Annotated in this window: 15 protein-coding genes; 7 read left to right on the top strand and 8 right to left on the bottom strand. The window is 69.9% G+C overall.

Annotated elements, in window-relative coordinates:
* Positions 1-57 precede the first annotated feature (57 nt).
* Positions 58-678 carry an SRPBCC family protein gene (locus ABZT02_RS11970; RefSeq protein ID WP_356016745.1) on the bottom strand — a complete coding sequence of 207 codons (621 nt, stop codon included), beginning with the start codon at positions 676-678 and terminating at the stop codon, positions 58-60.
* A gap of 586 nt (positions 679-1,264) precedes the next feature.
* Complete coding sequence (locus ABZT02_RS11965) at positions 1,265-1,843, bottom strand: hypothetical protein (RefSeq protein WP_356016744.1); 579 nt, start codon at positions 1,841-1,843, stop codon at positions 1,265-1,267.
* Between the two features lie 281 nt (positions 1,844-2,124).
* Between ABZT02_RS11965 and kdpF the strand changes: the two genes are divergently transcribed.
* From kdpF to ABZT02_RS11945, 4 genes are read left to right on the top strand one after another with little or no spacing between them, the layout of a single operon-like run.
* Complete coding sequence (gene kdpF / locus ABZT02_RS11960) at positions 2,125-2,214, top strand: K(+)-transporting ATPase subunit F (protein ID WP_356016742.1); 90 nt, start codon at positions 2,125-2,127, stop codon at positions 2,212-2,214.
* A gap of 8 nt (positions 2,215-2,222) precedes the next feature.
* A complete protein-coding gene (gene kdpA, locus ABZT02_RS11955) occupies positions 2,223-3,887 on the top strand; it encodes a potassium-transporting ATPase subunit KdpA (protein WP_356016740.1) in 1,665 nt (554 codons plus the stop codon).
* Positions 3,888-3,925: 38 nt separating this feature from the next.
* A complete protein-coding gene (kdpB, locus tag ABZT02_RS11950) occupies positions 3,926-6,025 on the top strand; it encodes a potassium-transporting ATPase subunit KdpB (RefSeq protein ID WP_356016738.1) in 2,100 nt (699 codons plus the stop codon).
* Positions 6,026-6,030: 5 nt separating this feature from the next.
* Positions 6,031-6,663 (top strand): potassium-transporting ATPase subunit C, encoded by a 633-nt coding sequence (locus tag ABZT02_RS11945; RefSeq protein WP_356016736.1) that lies wholly within the window; start codon positions 6,031-6,033, stop codon positions 6,661-6,663.
* A 69-nt stretch (positions 6,664-6,732) separates the two neighbouring features.
* Here the strand turns inward: ABZT02_RS11945 and ABZT02_RS11940 are convergent, their stop codons facing one another.
* From ABZT02_RS11940 to ABZT02_RS11925, 4 genes are all read right to left on the bottom strand, one after another.
* A complete protein-coding gene (locus tag ABZT02_RS11940; RefSeq protein WP_356016734.1) occupies positions 6,733-8,583 on the bottom strand; it encodes an alkaline phosphatase family protein in 1,851 nt (616 codons plus the stop codon).
* A gap of 165 nt (positions 8,584-8,748) precedes the next feature.
* Positions 8,749-9,960 (bottom strand): iron uptake transporter deferrochelatase/peroxidase subunit, encoded by a 1,212-nt coding sequence (gene efeB / locus ABZT02_RS11935; RefSeq protein WP_356016732.1) that lies wholly within the window; start codon positions 9,958-9,960, stop codon positions 8,749-8,751.
* Positions 9,957-11,180 carry an EfeM/EfeO family lipoprotein gene (locus tag ABZT02_RS11930; RefSeq protein WP_356016730.1) on the bottom strand — a complete coding sequence of 408 codons (1,224 nt, stop codon included), beginning with the start codon at positions 11,178-11,180 and terminating at the stop codon, positions 9,957-9,959. The genes efeB and ABZT02_RS11930 overlap by 4 nt, the downstream gene beginning before the upstream one ends.
* Before the next feature lie 148 nt (positions 11,181-11,328).
* Complete coding sequence (locus ABZT02_RS11925; RefSeq protein ID WP_356016728.1) at positions 11,329-12,231, bottom strand: NAD(P)-dependent oxidoreductase; 903 nt, start codon at positions 12,229-12,231, stop codon at positions 11,329-11,331.
* Positions 12,232-12,360: 129 nt separating this feature from the next.
* On the opposite strand from ABZT02_RS11925, the gene ABZT02_RS11920 reads away from it, so the two are divergent.
* Positions 12,361-12,957, top strand: a complete 597-nt coding sequence (locus tag ABZT02_RS11920; protein ID WP_356016726.1) for a TetR/AcrR family transcriptional regulator — start codon at positions 12,361-12,363, stop codon at positions 12,955-12,957.
* 177 nt (positions 12,958-13,134) lie between these two features.
* Here ABZT02_RS11920 and ABZT02_RS11915 read toward each other — a convergent pair whose 3' ends face one another.
* Complete coding sequence (locus ABZT02_RS11915; RefSeq protein ID WP_356016724.1) at positions 13,135-13,410, bottom strand: hypothetical protein; 276 nt, start codon at positions 13,408-13,410, stop codon at positions 13,135-13,137.
* A gap of 317 nt (positions 13,411-13,727) precedes the next feature.
* A complete protein-coding gene (locus ABZT02_RS11910) occupies positions 13,728-14,315 on the bottom strand; it encodes a TetR/AcrR family transcriptional regulator (protein WP_356016722.1) in 588 nt (195 codons plus the stop codon).
* Between the two features lie 111 nt (positions 14,316-14,426).
* Between ABZT02_RS11910 and ABZT02_RS11905 the strand changes: the two genes are divergently transcribed.
* The gene (locus ABZT02_RS11905; RefSeq protein ID WP_356016720.1) at positions 14,427-15,449 is read left to right on the top strand and encodes an NADP-dependent oxidoreductase; all 1,023 of its coding nucleotides are present in this window, start codon (positions 14,427-14,429) and stop codon (positions 15,447-15,449) included.
* A 127-nt stretch (positions 15,450-15,576) separates the two neighbouring features.
* A complete protein-coding gene (locus ABZT02_RS11900) occupies positions 15,577-15,819 on the top strand; it encodes a DUF5302 domain-containing protein (RefSeq protein WP_356016718.1) in 243 nt (80 codons plus the stop codon).
* Positions 15,820-15,963 lie beyond the last annotated feature (144 nt).

The following is a 15,963-nucleotide window of genomic DNA, read 5'->3' as shown; positions in this document are numbered from 1 at the left end:
GCCTTTCTCTTGCCGTGACTCGCTCGCCGCTGTGTCCTGCCGGGTCCGGTAGGCGGGTCAGCCGACGGGCCACTGGGCCACCCGGCTCCTCGGCGGCTCCGGGTGGTCGTGCTGTACTCGGCCGTTGCGGATGGTGCCGCGCCAGGCCCCGCCCTCCTGTCCCATCCCCTCGATGAACTGCTTGAAGTTCTGGAGTTCGCGGCGCACCAGCCGGGCGGTCACCTGCGCGAGCTTGGAAGAGCCGGTGAGCCGTCTCGTGACTCCGCGCGGCTCCAGCAGCATCCGGACGGTGATGGCCGTGCCGCCCGACTCCGTCGGCCTGAACTCAACCTCGCCCTGGTGGGAGGGGCGCTGCTCCAGGCCGCGCCAGGCCAGGTAGGCGTCCGGGTCCTGCTCCACGATCTCCACCGCGAAGCGACGGCGCAGCGGCCCGTAGCCGATGGTCCAGGCGGTCACGGTGGGCCTGACCTGCTCCACGCCGTGCACCACGCTCGAGAACCGGGGGAACGTCTTGAACTGCGTCCACTGGTTGTACGCCGTCCGCACCGGCACCGCGACCTCGACCGTCTCCTCGACGTGCCGCGCCCGCAGGGGCCGGCGGCGCGTGACACCGGCGCTGTCCGGGCGCAGCCCCGGCGTGTTCGGGACGGCCTGCTCGGAGTCGTGTTCGCGCGCCATCGTGGCCTCTCCTCCGGGGCGGGAGCCGGTGCGTCGCGCCACCCGGCCCCCTTCGTGCGACAGGGCTTCTCTCCCGGTTCCCACATCGGGGATTTCGAGTCGCCCCAAATGCGGTCGGCGTCCCGCTCGGCCCAGGCTCGGCGGTCCGAATACCCTCGCGAGACACAGAGCCGTCCTGCCCGTAGGACCGGCCACGGCGCCCGGCCGTCGCGGCCCCGCACCACCGTGCCGCTGCGGTCGTCCGCGCGGCCGACAAGGCGCGGACGGGCGGGGATGCCGGGGCGGGCGGCGTGTGGTCGTCCGCCCCGGCCCCCGGGAGGGGGCCGGAACGGCCTCGGCGCCCAGTCCTTCGACCCGTGCCGGGCGTCCCCGGTGCCGCCGAGGCCGTGAGCGGACACCCGGCCGATGGCCCGGCCCAGCGGTGCCGCCGCGCTCGATGACAGCGGCGGCGACGGGGGCTGTGGCTGCAGCCCGCGAGCGATACCTGACTGCTCGCCGCGGACCATGACTCCTACGGCGTCGCAGCCCTCGGCGGCAAGGTCCCACGGTGCGATGAGGGACGCGTGAGCGCAGGGGCAGGCGTCGCTCAGGGCTCCGGAGTTCGCTCCAAGGGTGGAGGTGTGCGGCTGTAGTGCGCTCCTCTGGTGCCGTAGTGGGCGAGGTGCAGGGTCTCGCCGTCGACCTGGAGCTCTGCCGGAGGAGGATTGGGAACGGAGATCCACGGGTGGGAGTGGCCGTCGATGCGGACGGGCTCCCGTGGCTGGTTCCAGCGGTCCGCCCAGTTCTGGGCCCACTCGCGTGACCACGGGTTCTGCAAGGTCCGCGGGGCCGCCGGCTCGTGCCGGTGGCCGTTGAGGCTGCGGACGAGACCTTCGCTGTAGACACCCTTGACCCGGAAGTTCTCCAGGTCCTCCGCGCGCACGACCATGTTGACGTACCGGCGGCCGTTACCCCGGTGCCGGCCCACCGCGGGCCAGCGGCAGTGGCCGGAGTCCCAGGGGACGGGCGGGATCCACAGCAGGGCCCCCACACGGAAGTGCTTCGTGCCGCGCTGGATGTCGAGGCCGCTCTCGCCGTGCGCGGTTTCCCGCGCCACGTTGGCCACCACGCACCAGCCGAGCAGCCCGTCCGGATTCTCGTCCTCGGTGGGTTCGGTGTCTGTCACGTCGAGAATGCTGCGCCATGGGACGGGGTGCGGCCAAGCATTTATCGGCCGGGCCGACCTGGATGCCGTGGGCGTAAGAGTCCCGTCAAGGCGGCGGGGGTCGCCGTAAGGGAGCCGTCAACGGCCGACCGAATCCGGGCACGTGCGGGGTTTCCTCTACCTGTCCGTATTTCTCTCCCGAACCTCTTCGAGGAGTTCGTGATGGCCGATCTGGCCTTCGTCGTCACCACGGTCGCGGTCTTCGCGCTGGTGGCCCTCGTCGCCAAGGGGGTGACGAAGCTGTGACCGCCGAGAACATCGTCGGCGCGGTCGTGGCCGTCGCCCTGCTGGGCTATCTCGTCCTCGCGCTGATCTTCCCCGAGAGGTTCTGAGCCACGACATGGGTCCCGTACTCGCCGGCGTCCTCCAGATGCTCGCCCTCATTGGCGCGCTGGCCCTCGCCTACGTCCCTCTCGGCACCTACATGGCCAAGGTCTACTCCACCGGCAAGCACTGGCGGATCGAGAAGTGGATCTACAAGGGCATCGGTGCCAACCCCGACACCGAGATGCGCTGGCCCGCGTACCTGCGCGGTGTCCTCGCCTTCTCGGCCGTGTCGGTTGTCTTCCTCTACCTCCTCCAGCGGCTCCAGGGCGTGCTGCCGCTGTCGCTCGGCTTCAAGGCGATCGACCCGGACCAGGCGTTCAACACCGCGGTCTCGTTCGTGACCAACACCAACTGGCAGTCCTACTACGGCGAGCAGGCCATGGGCCATGTCGTGCAGACCGCGGGTCTCGCCGTGCAGAACTTCGTCTCGGCGGCCGTCGGCATGGCCGTCGCCGTGGCGCTGGTGCGCGGGTTCGCGCGCTCCCGCACCGGTGAGCTGGGCAACTTCTGGTCGGACATGGTGCGCGGTGTCACCCGCGTCCTGCTGCCGGGGGCGTTCGTCGCGGCGCTCGTGCTGGTCGCCTGCGGTGTGATCCAGAACTTCTCCGGGATTCACGAAGTGGGCCAGTTCATGGGCGGCGCGCAGCAGTGGAACGGGGGCGCTGTCGCCTCTCAGGAGGCCGTCAAGGAACTCGGCACGAACGGTGGCGGCTACTTCAACGCCAACTCGGCGCACCCGTTCGAGAATCCGACGCCCTTCACCAACCTCTTCGAGATCTTCCTGCTGCTGGTGATCCCGTTCTCGCTGACCCGCACGTTCGGGGTGATGGTCGGCTCGGTCAGACAGGGCTACGCGATCCTCGCAACCATGGCGACCATCTGGGTCGGCTTCGTCGCCCTGATGATGTGGACCGAATTCGCCCACCACGGACCGGCGTTGCAGATCGCCGGCGGGGCCATGGAAGGAAAGGAGGTCCGGTTCGGCGTCGGTTCCTCGTCGATCTTCGCGGTGTCCACCACGCTGACGTCGACCGGTGCCGTGGACTCGTTCCACTCGTCCTTCACCGGGCTCGGCGGCGGGATCACCATGCTCGGCATGATGCTGGGCGAGATCGCGCCCGGCGGCACCGGATCCGGGCTCTACGGCATGCTGGTCATGGCGATCATCGCGGTGTTCATCGCCGGCCTGATGGTCGGCCGTACGCCCGAGTACCTGGGCAAGAAGATCGGCACCCGCGAGATCAAGCTCGCCGCCTGCTACATCCTCATCACCCCGGCGCTGGTGCTCGTCTTCACCGCCGCGGCGATGGCACTGCCCACTCCCGCCAACTCGATGACCAACAGCGGGGCGCACGGGTTTTCCGAGATCCTCTACGCCTACACGTCCGCCGCCAACAACAACGGCTCGGCCTTCGCCGGGCTGAACGCGGACACCCAGTGGTTCAACACCACCTTGGGACTGGCCATGGTCCTCGGCCGCTTCCTGCCCATGGTGTTCGTGCTGGCGCTGGCCGGCTCGCTCGCCGGGCAGCGGCCGGTGCCGGAGACGGCGGGCACCCTGCGCACCGAAAAGCCGCTGTTCACCGGGTTGTTGGTGGGCGCGATCCTCATCATCACCGGTCTGACGTACTTCCCGGCACTCGCATTGGGCCCGTTGGCCGAGGGGCTGGCGTCATGACCACGCGTACGAGGGCCGCTCGTGACGAAAGCGAAGAGATGTCTACAGCCACTCCCACCCGGGCGCCGCACCGCGACGCACCCACCGGGCACCAGACTCCCGAGGGCCGTGTCGGCGCGGGCCTCTTCGACCCCGGGCAGCTGCTGAAGTCGCTGCCCGACGCCTTCCGCAAGCTCGACCCGCGGGTGATGATCAAGTCGCCCGTGATGTTCGTGGTGTGGATCGGTTCAGTCCTGACCACCGTCTTCTCCTTCAAGGACCCCGGCGACTGGTTCGGCTGGACCATCAGTGCCTGGCTGTGGCTGACGGTCGTCTTCGCCAACCTGGCCGAGGCGGTCGCCGAGGGTCGGGGCAAGGCGCAGGCCGACACCCTGCGCAGGGCCAAGACGGACACGGTCGCCCGACGGCTCGACGGTTTTGCCGAAGAACAGGTCCCCGGCACCGAGTTGCGGATCGGCGACCGGGTCGTCTGCGAGGCCGGCGACATCATCCCCGGCGACGGTGACGTCGTCGAGGGCGTCGCGTCGGTCGACGAGTCGGCGATCACCGGTGAGTCGGCCCCCGTCATCCGCGAGTCCGGCGGTGACAGAAGCGCCGTGACCGGGGGCACAAGGGTCCTCTCCGACCGGATCGTCATCAGGATCACGACGAAGCCGGGCGAGACCTTCATCGACCGGATGATCAGCCTCGTCGAGGGCGCGGCCCGGCAGAAGACACCCAACGAGATCGCCCTGAACATCCTGCTGGCCTCGCTCACGATCGTCTTCCTGCTGGCCGTGGCCACGCTGCCGCCGCTCGCGGACTACGGGGGCACGCACCTCACGACGGTCGTGCTGGTCGCCCTGCTCGTCTGCCTCATCCCCACCACGATCGGCGCGCTGCTCTCCGCGATCGGCATCGCGGGCATGGACCGGCTCGTCCAGCGCAATGTCCTGGCGATGTCCGGCCGTGCCGTCGAGGCCGCCGGTGACGTCTCGACGCTGCTGCTCGACAAGACCGGCACCATCACGCTCGGCAACCGCCGAGCCGCGGAGTTCCTGCCGGTGAAGGGCGCCACCGAGGCCGAGGTCGCCGGGGCGGCCCAACTGTCGTCGCTGGCCGACGAGACACCCGAGGGCCGCTCCGTCGTCGTCCTGGCGAAGGAGAAGTACGGCCTGCGTGAGCGCCACCAGGGCGAGCTCGACGGCGCCGAGTGGATCGCCTTCACCGCGCAGACCCGGATGTCCGGCGTGGACGTGGACGGCAGGAGGGTCCGCAAGGGCGCGGCCGGTTCCGTCATCGCCTGGGTGAAGGAGCAGGGCGGCACGGTCGCCGAGGACGCCGACACCGTCTCCGACCGGATCTCCGAGGGTGGCGGCACGCCGCTGCTGGTGGCCGTCGAGGACGCTCGGGGGGCCCGGGTCCTCGGGGTGATCCATCTCAAGGACGTGGTCAAGGAGGGGATGCGGGAGCGGTTCGAGGAACTGCGCCGCATGGGGATCAGGACCGTCATGATCACGGGTGACAACCCGCTGACGGCCAGGGCGATCGCCGAGGAGGCAGGCGTCGACGACTTCCTCGCGGAGGCCACTCCCGAGGACAAGATGGCCCTCATCAAGCGGGAGCAGGCGGGCGGCAAGCTCGTCGCGATGACCGGTGACGGCACCAACGACGCCCCGGCCCTGGCTCAGGCGGACGTCGGCGTCGCGATGAACACGGGGACGGCGGCCGCCAAGGAGGCCGGCAACATGGTCGACCTCGACTCCGACCCGACCAAGCTGATCGAGATCGTCGAGATCGGCAAGCAACTCCTCATCACTCGGGGCGCGTTGACCACGTTCTCCATCGCCAACGACGTCGCGAAGTACTTCGCGATCATCCCGGCCCTGTTCGCCGCGGTCTACCCGGGTCTGGACAAGCTCAACATCATGGGCCTGTCCTCGCCGGACTCGGCGATCCTGTCCGCCGTCGTCTTCAACGCGCTGATCATCATCGCGCTGGTGCCGCTCTCCCTGAGGGGCGTGCGGTACCGGCCGATGAGTGCGGACAAGCTGCTTCGGCGCAACCTCGGGATCTACGGCGTCGGCGGGCTGATCGCGCCCTTCGTCGGCATCAAGATCATCGACCTGCTCATCTCGCTCATCCCCGGGATCGGCTGAAGGACATGAACAACTCCTTTGTGAACACCGCCCGTCTGCTCGGCGCCGGCCTGCGGGCACTGCTGGTGTTGACCGCGCTCACAGGCGTCCTCTATCCGCTGGCCGTCACAGGTGTGGCCCAGGCGTTCTTCCCCACCGAGGCCAACGGCTCGGAGATCAAGGCGGACGGCAAGGTCGTCGGCTCCTCGCTCATCGGTCAACAGGCCTACGGCCCGGACTACTTCCAGCCCAGGCCGGCCAACGGGCTGGGTGAGAACTCGGTCAACACGCAGTACAGACTGATCCTGTCCGGCGCCACGAACCGCTCCGCCGACAACCCCGAACTCGTCAAATGGGTGAAGGAAGCCAAGGCGAAGGTCGTCAAGGACAACTCCACCGCCGACTACACGGTCGAGCCGTCCCAGGTCCCCGCCGACGCGGTCACCTCCTCCGCCTCCGGCCTCGACCCCGACATCTCCCCGGCCTACGCGCGGATCCAGGTCCACCGGGTCGCCGAGCGCAACGGCCTGTCCGTCGCGCAGGTCGAGAAGCTGGTCGAGGACCACACCGACCACCGCACGCTCGGCTTCATCGGAGAACCCCGCGTCAACGTCCTGGAACTCAACATCGCCCTCAGGGACCTGGCCGCGAGGACCTGACGCTGTTTCGAGGCCGGCCAGGGAGTCGGCGGCCCGGGTCACCCTGGCGCCGCCGACTCCCACCCTCGCTCAGCGCGTCGCGATGCGGGTCTTGCGGCGGCGCAGCGCGAACACCGTGGTGGTGGCGACGGCGGTGGCGAGGCCGGCGGTGAGGGTGATCGGCAGGGCGGGTGAGGTGCTGCCGGTGTCGGCGACGTCCTGCGCCTTGAGGTCCGCGACGTAGGGCGCGTACGGAGCCTTGTCCGGCGTGGCGGAGGCCGCCTGGGAGTAGTGCGGAATCCTCTTCACCGACTTGACCGAGCCGTTGGCGTTGAGCAGCACCTGCTGGTCGTTGGGGTGCCGGAAGTCGAACATGCCGGTCAGGCTGCCCGCCCGCTGGTCGAAGGAGGCGTCGCCGATGCGGCCGGTGTGCCAGTTGTTCTCGATGAACTGGGTGATCGACGTCTGCTCGGTGGCGGTGTGGTCGATCTTGTTGACCTTGCTGTACGGGGAGACGACCAGCAGCGGCTGCCGGGTGCCGGGTCCGCAACGGTCGGCGTCACCGCCCGCGGCGGCGGGACCGGACTGGCAGGCGGGGCTGTCGAGGGCCTTGCCGTTGGAGCCGACGGTGGTGTCCTTGGAGCCGTTGAGCACCTTGGAGGTGACGTGGTCGTACCAGCCGTCGGAGTCGTCGTAGGCGATCACGACCGCGGTGGACTTCCACTCCGGAGACTGCTGGAGGGCGTTGATCTCCTTGACCAGGAAGTGCTGCTCGTCGATCGGGTCGGAGTAGCCGGCGTGGCCGTCCTGGTATTCGCCGGCCTTCAGGAAGCTGACGGCGGGCAGGTTTCCGGCCTTGAGGGTGGCGTCGAAGTCGCTCAGGTCGTAGTTGTGGTTGGCGCGCCCGTTGTGGCCGATCTCGGCGACGCTCCTGGGGGCGAGGTGGTGCGGGTTGGCCGTCGACCTGTAGTAGGCGAACGGGTTGTGGTGCGGGCTGTAGTCGACGGCCGCCGCGCCGCCCACGTTGGTGTGGGTGGTGTCGCACTTGGCGTAGTCGCTCTGCTTGCCGTCCCACGCGGTGCTGGGCCGGAAGCCGCCCTGGAACCAACCCCAGCTCACGCCCTTCGCGTTGAGCAGGTCACCGATGTTCCTGCCTTGCAGGGCGGCGAGCGCGCTGGTGCTGGTGTGGTCCTTGTCCGCGCAGTCGTCGTAGGCCGGGTCGGGGTCGTTGACGACCGTGCCGATGCCCTTGGCGTTCGGCGAGACCACGGCGTACGGGTCCGGGGTCTTCGTCTGCTTCGGGTGCTCGGTGCCGGTGGACGGGTCCACGGAGATGACGCCGTGCGTCTGACCGGAGACCAGGTTGAGGGCGCCGGGCGTGGAGGGGCCGTAGACCGAGCTGAAGGAACGGTCGTTGAGGGAGTAGTGCTGGGCGTAGTTCCACAGCGCGGTGACGGTGTTGCCGTCGTAGTAGTCCATCACCAGGCCGGGCTCGCCGAACAGCCCGGAGCACTTGTTGACCTCGGTGTTCTCGACGTACTTGTCGGCCTTGCCGCCGTCGGCCGCGTACTGCTCGGGGCCGTAGGAGTGGTTCTGGTCGCAGGTCATGGCCTGCGAGCCGGACAGCCGCTTGGGGGCGTACAGGTTCGGGTTGTTCTTCAGCAGCCCGGCGTTGAGGAGGTTGTCGGCCTTCGGGGTGTGCTTGGCCGGGGTGAACCTGGTGCCGTCGGTGCCCGCCGCCTTGGGGTAGGTGGCGAAGTAGTGGTCGAAGGAGATGTTCTCGTCGTAGATCACCACCATGTGCTTGATCGGCGTCGCGGTCCGCGGGGCGGGGTGGCCGGGGTGTGCGCCGGCCGCCGTGGCGGGCACGGCGCCGGTCGCCGCGAGGGCGGCCGCGCCGAGCAGGGCGCCCACGGTTCTTGCTGTGGTCGAGCCGATCATGCTGTCTCGCCTTTCCAGGGAGCACGGGGGAGGGGGTTGCTACGGGGAACCCTCGGCCATGGTGACGGCAGATCAGGGGAGCGGCGATGACGCGCGAGCGAATGTTCGGTCAGGAGAATCTCATGTGTTCTTGAGACGTCCTTGACCGGTATGGGCGGGGTGGCGTCAGGCCATGAGGGTGCGTCCCAGCCAGTCGGACGTGTTCCGCACCCCGGGCAGCGCGAAGAAGTAACCACCGCCGAACGGGGTGACGTAGTCGACCAGCGGCTCACCGGCCAGCCGCTTCTGCACGGTCTCGAACTGCCGGGCCAGGTCCTGCTGGTAGCAGCAGAAGAGCAGCCCCATGTCGAGGTTGCCGTTGCTGTCAGTGCCCCGGTCGTAGTTGTAGCCGCGGCGCAGGATGCGCTGGTCGGCGGTGGCGCCGGTGCGCGGGTTGGCCAGCCGGATGTGACTGTCCAGCGGGATCACGTCGCCCTGTGGGTCCTGCGCGTACCGCGGTGTGTCCTTCTCGTGCCGGCCGTCCAGCGGGGCGCCGGTGTCCCGGGCGCGGCCGAACATCCGTTCCTGCTCGGTGATCGAGACCCGGTCCCAGAACTCCACCAGCATCCGGATCAGCCGTACGACCTGGTAGCTGCCGCCCGCCGCCCAGTCCGGCTCGCCGCTGTCGGCGCCCACCCACACCAGGCGGTCCATGGCCCGGCCGTCGGCCACGTCGGGGTTGGCGATGCCGTCCTTGAACCCGAGGTGGTTGCGCGGGGCCCCGGAGGGCCGGGAGGGGCTGACGAAGCCGTCCATGCGCCAGCGCACCTGCATACCGCCGCGGGTGTGCCGGGTGATGTCGCGCAGGGCGTGCAGCACGGTGTCGGTGTTGTCGGCGCACAGTTGCACGCTGAGGTCGCCGTGGCACCAGGCGGCGTCGAGGTCGTCGTCGGGGAAGGACGGCATGGCGGTGAGCCGGTGCGGTCTGCGGGCGGCGAGGCCGTAGCGGTCGTCGAAGAGGGAGGCGCCGACGCCGACGGTGACGGTCAGCCGGTCGGCGGGGACCTGCGGACCGAGCGTGCCGGAGTCGGACGGCGGGGCGGTGATACCGGGGGAGTCGGGGATCCCCCCGGCGGTCAGGAAGCGGGCCCGGTCGGTGAGCGTGCGCAGTAGATCCGTCAGTTCGGCCCGGTCGTCGGCCGTCGTGTCGAAGGAAACGAACGCCGTGGCGCGCTGGGCCGCGGTGAGGATGCCGGCCTGGTGGCGGCCGTGGAAGGCCACGCTCGGGCTGTCGCTCGCGGCGTTCTCGGGAGCACTGGCCGCCACCAAACCCGTACCCGCCACGGCGGCCGCTCCCGCCAGGAAACCCCGGCGGCCCACCTGGTGTGCGGATGTCACGCGGTCCTCCGTACGTCGGTGAGGGCGGCGACATCGGCCAGCCGCTCCACGAGTTCACTCAGGTCGGCGTCGACCTTCTCCCGCTGGGCGCGCGTCAGTTCGGCGAGCGGGGTCCAGCGGCCGTCGTGGTCGAAGGCGTCCAGGGTGTGCTGGGCGCGGCTCATCCACGCGTCGATTCCGGTCAGCCCGGTGGTGCGGGTCCTCAGGAGCGGGCGCAGGTGGCCGAGCAGGGTCCGGGTGCCGTCGAGGTTGGCGCGGGCGGTGGCGAGGTTGGTGCCGCTGCCGTAGTCGGTACGGCCGGTCAGTTCAAACTGCACGGTGTTCTCCAGGATCTCGTGGGCCCGCAGACCGACATCGGCCGGATCCATCCGCTGGTCGGGCCAACCGTCCCGCAACGCGTGCACGGTTTCGGCGAGCCGGTCGGCCGGCCCGCGCAGGCTGCTCGCGGACTCGCCGTGCCACAACCCGTACTCGACGCGGTGGAAGCCGGCGAAGCCCCGGTCACGCACCCCGCCCGGCAGCCCGGCCGTGGTCCCGTTGATCTCCGCGTCGGCGTCGCCGAAGGTGCCGTAGGCGGCGCCCATCCGCTCGTACACCAGGTGCGCGGGCAGCCAGGCGGGGCGCGCGGCGGCCAGGTCCCCGCGGTCGACTGCCGCGCGCAGCACATCGGTCCTGCGGGCCAGCTCGACCGTGCGGGCCCGGATCCACTTCTGGTAGGCGAGGGTGGGCGGGATGAGCTCCTGCTGGGTGACCGGCACGGCGGCCGGACCGCTCTGCACGCTCCCCGCGCCGGTGATCCGCACGGTGGGCCCGGTGACTGCGTCGGCGTCGTCGGGCAGGCATCTGAAGGCGTACGAGCCGTTGCCGAGCGTCGCTTGGAGAGGCCGGGTCGTGCCGGGGCCGAGGCCCTCGACCTCGCCGTGGACCGCGCCCGTTGTGGCGTCGGTGAGATAGACCTCGGCCGGGCTGCCGGAGGTGTTGCGCAGGTCGAAGACCTGACGTCCCGCCACCGGGTGGGTCCAGCCGTGTCCGCAGCCGCCGGCGGAGACCTGGATGGTCGTGTGGGGCAGACCGTCTGAGGCGACAGCCCGTCTTTCCCTGCCCGCACCAGGGCCCGCGGTGGTCAGCACGCCCACCGTCACGACTCCCGAGGTCACGAGGACACCGGCCGCCAGCAGGACCGGGCGCCGCCGGAGGAACGGGACGGGTGCAACGGTCATGGCTCCGGGCTCGGGTGGGGACACGCCGGGGCTCCAGTGGGTCGTACGGGATTCATCGGGGCGCTGACGATCGTAAGCAGACCGTCGGTCGCGAACCGTGTTTCTGACCAGCTCCTGACCAGAGGAAAAGCCAGAATTCGTCGGCAGTTCATCCCTGACTCGCGCCGTACGGCGGGGGCGTGCCGTCGGTCCGGGTCTCCAGGGCGTGCAGGACGGCCACCATGTCCTCGCCGCCGTGACCCTGTTCGACGGCCTCGCCGTACAGGGCATGGCAGGCGTCGAGGAGCGGGGAGGCCAGACCGGCCTTGCGGGCGGCCTCGGCGATGAGACGGTTGTTCTCCAGGACGTTGGCGGCGGCGGCCTGCACGGTGAAGTCGCGGGCCAGCAACTTGGACCCCTTCACCCGTGACACCGCACTGGCCATCGGGCCCGCGTCCAGGACGTCCCGGAGCAGACGCTGGTCGAGTCCGTACCGGTCGGCGAAGTGGAACGCCTCGGTCAGCCCGGTGACGAGGGTGATCAGGAACAGGTTCACCGAGAACTTCATCAGCAGCGCGCCGGGGACCGCGCCGCAGGCGAACGTCTCCCGGCACATGGCGGCCAGCAGGGGGCGTAGGGCGGCGACGGCGTCGTCGTCACCCGCCGTCATGCCCACCAGTTCCCCCTGTTCGGCGGGGATGCGGGAGCCGGAGACGGGAGCTTCGACATACCTTCCGCCCGCGGCCCGGACGGCATCCTGAAGGCCGGCCGAGTACTCGGCCGAGGTCGTGCCCATGTGGACGACGGTCCGTCCGGCGACGAGGCCGGCGAAGTCCGGGGTGCCTCGCTCCAGTACGGCGTCCACGGCGGCCTCGTCGGCCAGCATGAGGAACACCGTCCCGGCCCGGTCGAAGACCTCGGCCGGGCTCGCGGCGACCTCCGCTCCGGCGGCGCGCAGGGCCTCGCACCGGCCGGGAGTGCGGTTCCACACGACGAGCGGCGTCCCGGCCCGGGCGAGGTTGAGGGCCATGGGCTGCCCCATGGTTCCGAGGCCGATGAATCCCACGTTCACAAGGCACCGCCTGTTTCCGCTCGCGCCGACGCCGAGCCGTTGTCGCGCACTATGACAGCGGTCATAGTAGGCAGCTTTATGACGACGGTCATAGAGTGGCTCCGCACCCACCAGACATGGAGGTCGGCGATGGCGGTGTCCGAGAGGGGAGCTCGGGAGCGGATGGTCTTCAGCGCGGCCCAGCTCATCCGGCGGGACGGGGTCGCCGCCACCGGCATGCGCGAGGTGGCCGCCCACGCCGGTGCGCCGCGCGGTTCGCTCCAGCACTACTTCCCCGGCGGCAAGGAGCAACTGGTCAACGAGGCGGTGCAGTGGGCGGGCCGCTACGCGGGCAACCGGGTGGCCCGTTTCCTCGCCGCCCTGCCCGAGCCGACACCGAGCGGACTGTTCGCCGGGATGGTGCGCCAGTGGACCGACGAGTACGAGAGCGCCGGCTTCGCGGGGGGCTGCCCCGTCGCCGCCGCCACGGTGGACTGGGCCGAGTCGACCACGTCCACGCGGGCGGCCGTGGCAGAGGCGTTCGCCACCTGGACCGGTCCGGTGGCCCGGGCGCTGACCGACATGGGCGTGCCCGAGGAACGCGCCGGCGCGCTGGCCACCCTCATGGTGAGCGCCCTGGAAGGAGCGATTCTCATGGCCAGGGCGGAGCGGGATGTACGTCCGTTGACGACCGTGGCCCGTGAACTGGGCCCCCTCCTCGACGCGGCGGTGAACCGCGAGGCCTGACCGGTTCTGCTGCGGTCGGCCGGAGGTCGGAGAGGCCGGGCTCAGCTACCTGTTCCTGCCGTGGGCGTGGGGTGCGGGTCGGGGCAAGTGGCCAGGCTTGGTGCCGAGTTCGGTCATGGCGGGCAGCTTGTCGTGCGGCCGTGAGGGTGATCTGGGAGATGGCCTGGGTCAGTGGTTTCAGACGGCGTCGAACCGTCTGACGATCTGTCGGAGTTCGCGAGCGCTTCTCGGCGACAGGGCCTGCATCGTGGTATCGAGGAGAGCGCGGGCTTCGAGGGGATTTCCGCAGCAGTCGTCGTACGCGTCACCCCACTCGTCGTCATGCCACAGTTGGCGCTGGGGGCGGTGGACGTAGTCCTTCCACAGGCGCATGGCCGCGCTGACGTCTCCTGACAGCAGATAGTTGCGGGTGCGTTCGAGGTGGGCGATCTCGGACAGCGCACGGGCGGACAAGCCGTCGATGACCGGCGTCGTTCCTGGTGTGTGGTGACGGGGAAGGCCTGTCCGGACGCGTCCTGGCCGGTTACGCGGCATGGACCTTTCGGTTCGTTGTCATGCTTCACATCGTGCCACGATCTCGAACAGTGTCGAATGGTTTGACTCGGGTCAGGGTCCGCCCGAAGGCGCCGGCGGTCTGCGTTCGATCACGTGCTCCGGCGCGGAGGCACGATGAGGACGAAGGCCGCGTCCCAGTCCACCAGTTACCCCGAGCGGCACGCGGCCGGGCCGGTCGCGTGCCGCTCGGAGGCCTGTGTGCGGCTTGACCTCGGCTAGGGGGCCAACGAGGGGGTGTCTCTGCTGTCGGTACTCACCGGGTTCCTCAGGATGGCGCTCGTGACCACCTCGAAGAGGTGATCGGCGCGTGCGGCGAGGGAGGGCTGATCGCTGAGCCAGGCAAGTGACCCGGCCAGCGCGAACAGGTCCGTGCCGTCGAGGTCCGCTCGTGCGAGACCCTGCGCCTGGGCGCGGGTGAGGAGCCGTGTGCCGGAGGCGCGCATCGCGACGCATGAGGCGTGCAGTGCGGACTGCGGGTCCTCGATGGCCGTCACCATCAGTTCGATGACGCCGCGGTAGTCGTGCGCGCAGGCGACGAAGTCGCGCAGCCACGACGCCAGCGCGTCGTCGGGCGCACTCGATGTCTCCAGGGCCGCCGCCTTTGCCGCCAGTTCGTCGAAGCTCGTGCGGAGAAGGGCTTCGAGGAGGGACTCACGGGTGGGGAAGTGGCGGATCAGCGTGGCGAGTCCCACGCCGGCCCTGCGCGCGATGTCGCGCAGCGATGCGTCGACACCCTGCTCGGTGATGACCGTGCCCGCAACGGCGAGCACGTGGTCGTGATTCTTCCTGGCGTCGGCCCGCATCTGCCCCTCTTGACTATCCGGATCAGTGGTCCATATATTCGGATCAGTGGTCCGGATACCCGGATCGCTGATCCGAATAAGCGTATCCCGCGATGCGGGCAGGAGAAAACGATGTCGACCCACACGATGAAGGCGATCCGTCTGCACGAGTTCGGCGGCCCTGAGGTGCTGCGTTACGAGGAGGCACCGGTTCCCGAACCGGGCCCGGGCGAGGTGCTCGTGCGCGTGCACGCGGTAGGCATCAACCCTCCTGACTGGTACGCACGCGAGGGAATGCCCGACGTACCTCCCGAGCTCAAGCCCCCGTTCGATCTTCCCCTGATCCCGGGGACCGACGTCTCAGGTGTCGTGGCGGCCGTCGCCGCCGACGTCAACGGCTTCGCCGTCGGAGAAGAGGTGGTCGGCCTGCTGCGCTTCCCCACCACCCTCCAGGGCAGCGCGTACGCCGAGTACGTCACCGCGCCCGCGTCCGACCTCGCACACAAGCCGGCTGGCGTCGACCACGTGCACGCCGCCGGACTGCCCATGTCGGGGCTGACGGCGTGGCAGTTCCTGATCGAGCTCGGGCACGACCACCCCTCGCCGTTCCAAGCGGCCCAGCACCGTCCGATGGCGCTCGACGGCGGGACCACGGTGCTCATCAACGGCGCTGCCGGTGGCGTGGGTCATCTCGCTCTCCAACTGGCCAAGTGGAAGGGAGCCCACGTCATCGCCGTGGCCTCCGGCGCCCACGAGACGTTCCTGCGGGAACTCGGGGCCGACGAGTTCATCGACTACACCAAGGACCGTCCGGAAGAAGTCGCCCGTGGTGTCGATCTCGTCCTGGACTCCGTCGGTGGTCCCCGCAGCAGGCGCTTCCTTCAGACCCTCAAGCGTGGCGGGGCTCTGTATCCGGTGTACTTCGGAGACTTCGACGACGAGGAGAACGCGAAGCTGGGAGTCACGGTCACGGCCACCCAGGTCCGCTCGAGCGGCGCGCAGCTCGCCGAACTGGGACGCCTGGTCGAGGCGGGCACGGTCCGCGTCGCGATCGACAGCACGTTCGCGCTCGCGGACGCCCGCGCCGCGCACGAACGCGCCGCCAAGGGGCACATACGGGGCAAGATCGTGCTTACGGTCGCTCAGAACTCCTGAGGCGTTGCCGCCCGCCTCAGGTCGTGGCGGTGAGGTCCATGATGGGCCGGAGAAGGAATACCGGTGTCTCGTACCGCGCCCGGCATGACAAGCTGGGCTTCCCATTGCCCGAACCCAGGAGGTCACGATGACCGCAGAAGCTGCGTCCCCAGAAGGTTCGGAGCCGGCTGACCCCGAGACGTCCGCGCTCACGCCCGACAGCGACGGCAACTACGACCTCAAACGCAAGTTCCGCGAGGCCTTGGATCGCAAGCGCGGTGCGCAGGCTGACGCCGCCGACCTTGCTGCCAACCCCAATGCGTCAAAGATCCGTGGAGCGCACGGCCCGGCTTCGAGCCAGCGGTCCTTCCGGCGCAAGAGCGGGGGCTGAGCGGAGGCGGTTCCGGAGTCGGCCCACCCTGCGCCAACCCCGGACGCCCCTGCGTCGTGGCCGAGGACCGGCACCTGCTTGGTGCCGGCTGCCGATGCGCCCGTAGCCAGGCCTGAGGCCGGTTGAACGGGGCCCGCGCGAGGC

This window comes from Streptomyces sp. NPDC005402 (assembly GCF_040606575.1).
Lineage (GTDB): Bacteria > Actinomycetota > Actinomycetes > Streptomycetales > Streptomycetaceae > Streptomyces.
This window is presented reverse-complemented; position numbering and strand designations above follow the sequence as displayed.

Bases quoted from the DNA above. Each gene is read 5' to 3' on its own strand.
- ABZT02_RS11905 (WP_356016720.1), top strand. From the start codon at position 14,427: ATGTCGACCCACACGATGAAGGCGATCCGTCTGCACGAGTTCGGCGGC.
- ABZT02_RS11945 (WP_356016736.1), top strand. From the start codon at position 6,031: ATGAACAACTCCTTTGTGAACACCGCCCGTCTGCTCGGCGCCGGCCTG.
- ABZT02_RS11910 (WP_356016722.1), bottom strand. From the start codon at position 14,315: ATGCGGGCCGACGCCAGGAAGAATCACGACCACGTGCTCGCCGTTGCG.
- ABZT02_RS11930 (WP_356016730.1), bottom strand. From the start codon at position 11,180: ATGACCGTTGCACCCGTCCCGTTCCTCCGGCGGCGCCCGGTCCTGCTG.
- kdpA (WP_356016740.1), top strand. From the start codon at position 2,223: ATGGGTCCCGTACTCGCCGGCGTCCTCCAGATGCTCGCCCTCATTGGC.
- ABZT02_RS11940 (WP_356016734.1), bottom strand. From the start codon at position 8,583: ATGATCGGCTCGACCACAGCAAGAACCGTGGGCGCCCTGCTCGGCGCG.
- ABZT02_RS11970 (WP_356016745.1), bottom strand. From the start codon at position 678: ATGGCGCGCGAACACGACTCCGAGCAGGCCGTCCCGAACACGCCGGGG.
- ABZT02_RS11920 (WP_356016726.1), top strand. From the start codon at position 12,361: ATGGCGGTGTCCGAGAGGGGAGCTCGGGAGCGGATGGTCTTCAGCGCG.
- ABZT02_RS11900 (WP_356016718.1), top strand. From the start codon at position 15,577: ATGACCGCAGAAGCTGCGTCCCCAGAAGGTTCGGAGCCGGCTGACCCC.
- kdpB (WP_356016738.1), top strand. From the start codon at position 3,926: ATGTCTACAGCCACTCCCACCCGGGCGCCGCACCGCGACGCACCCACC.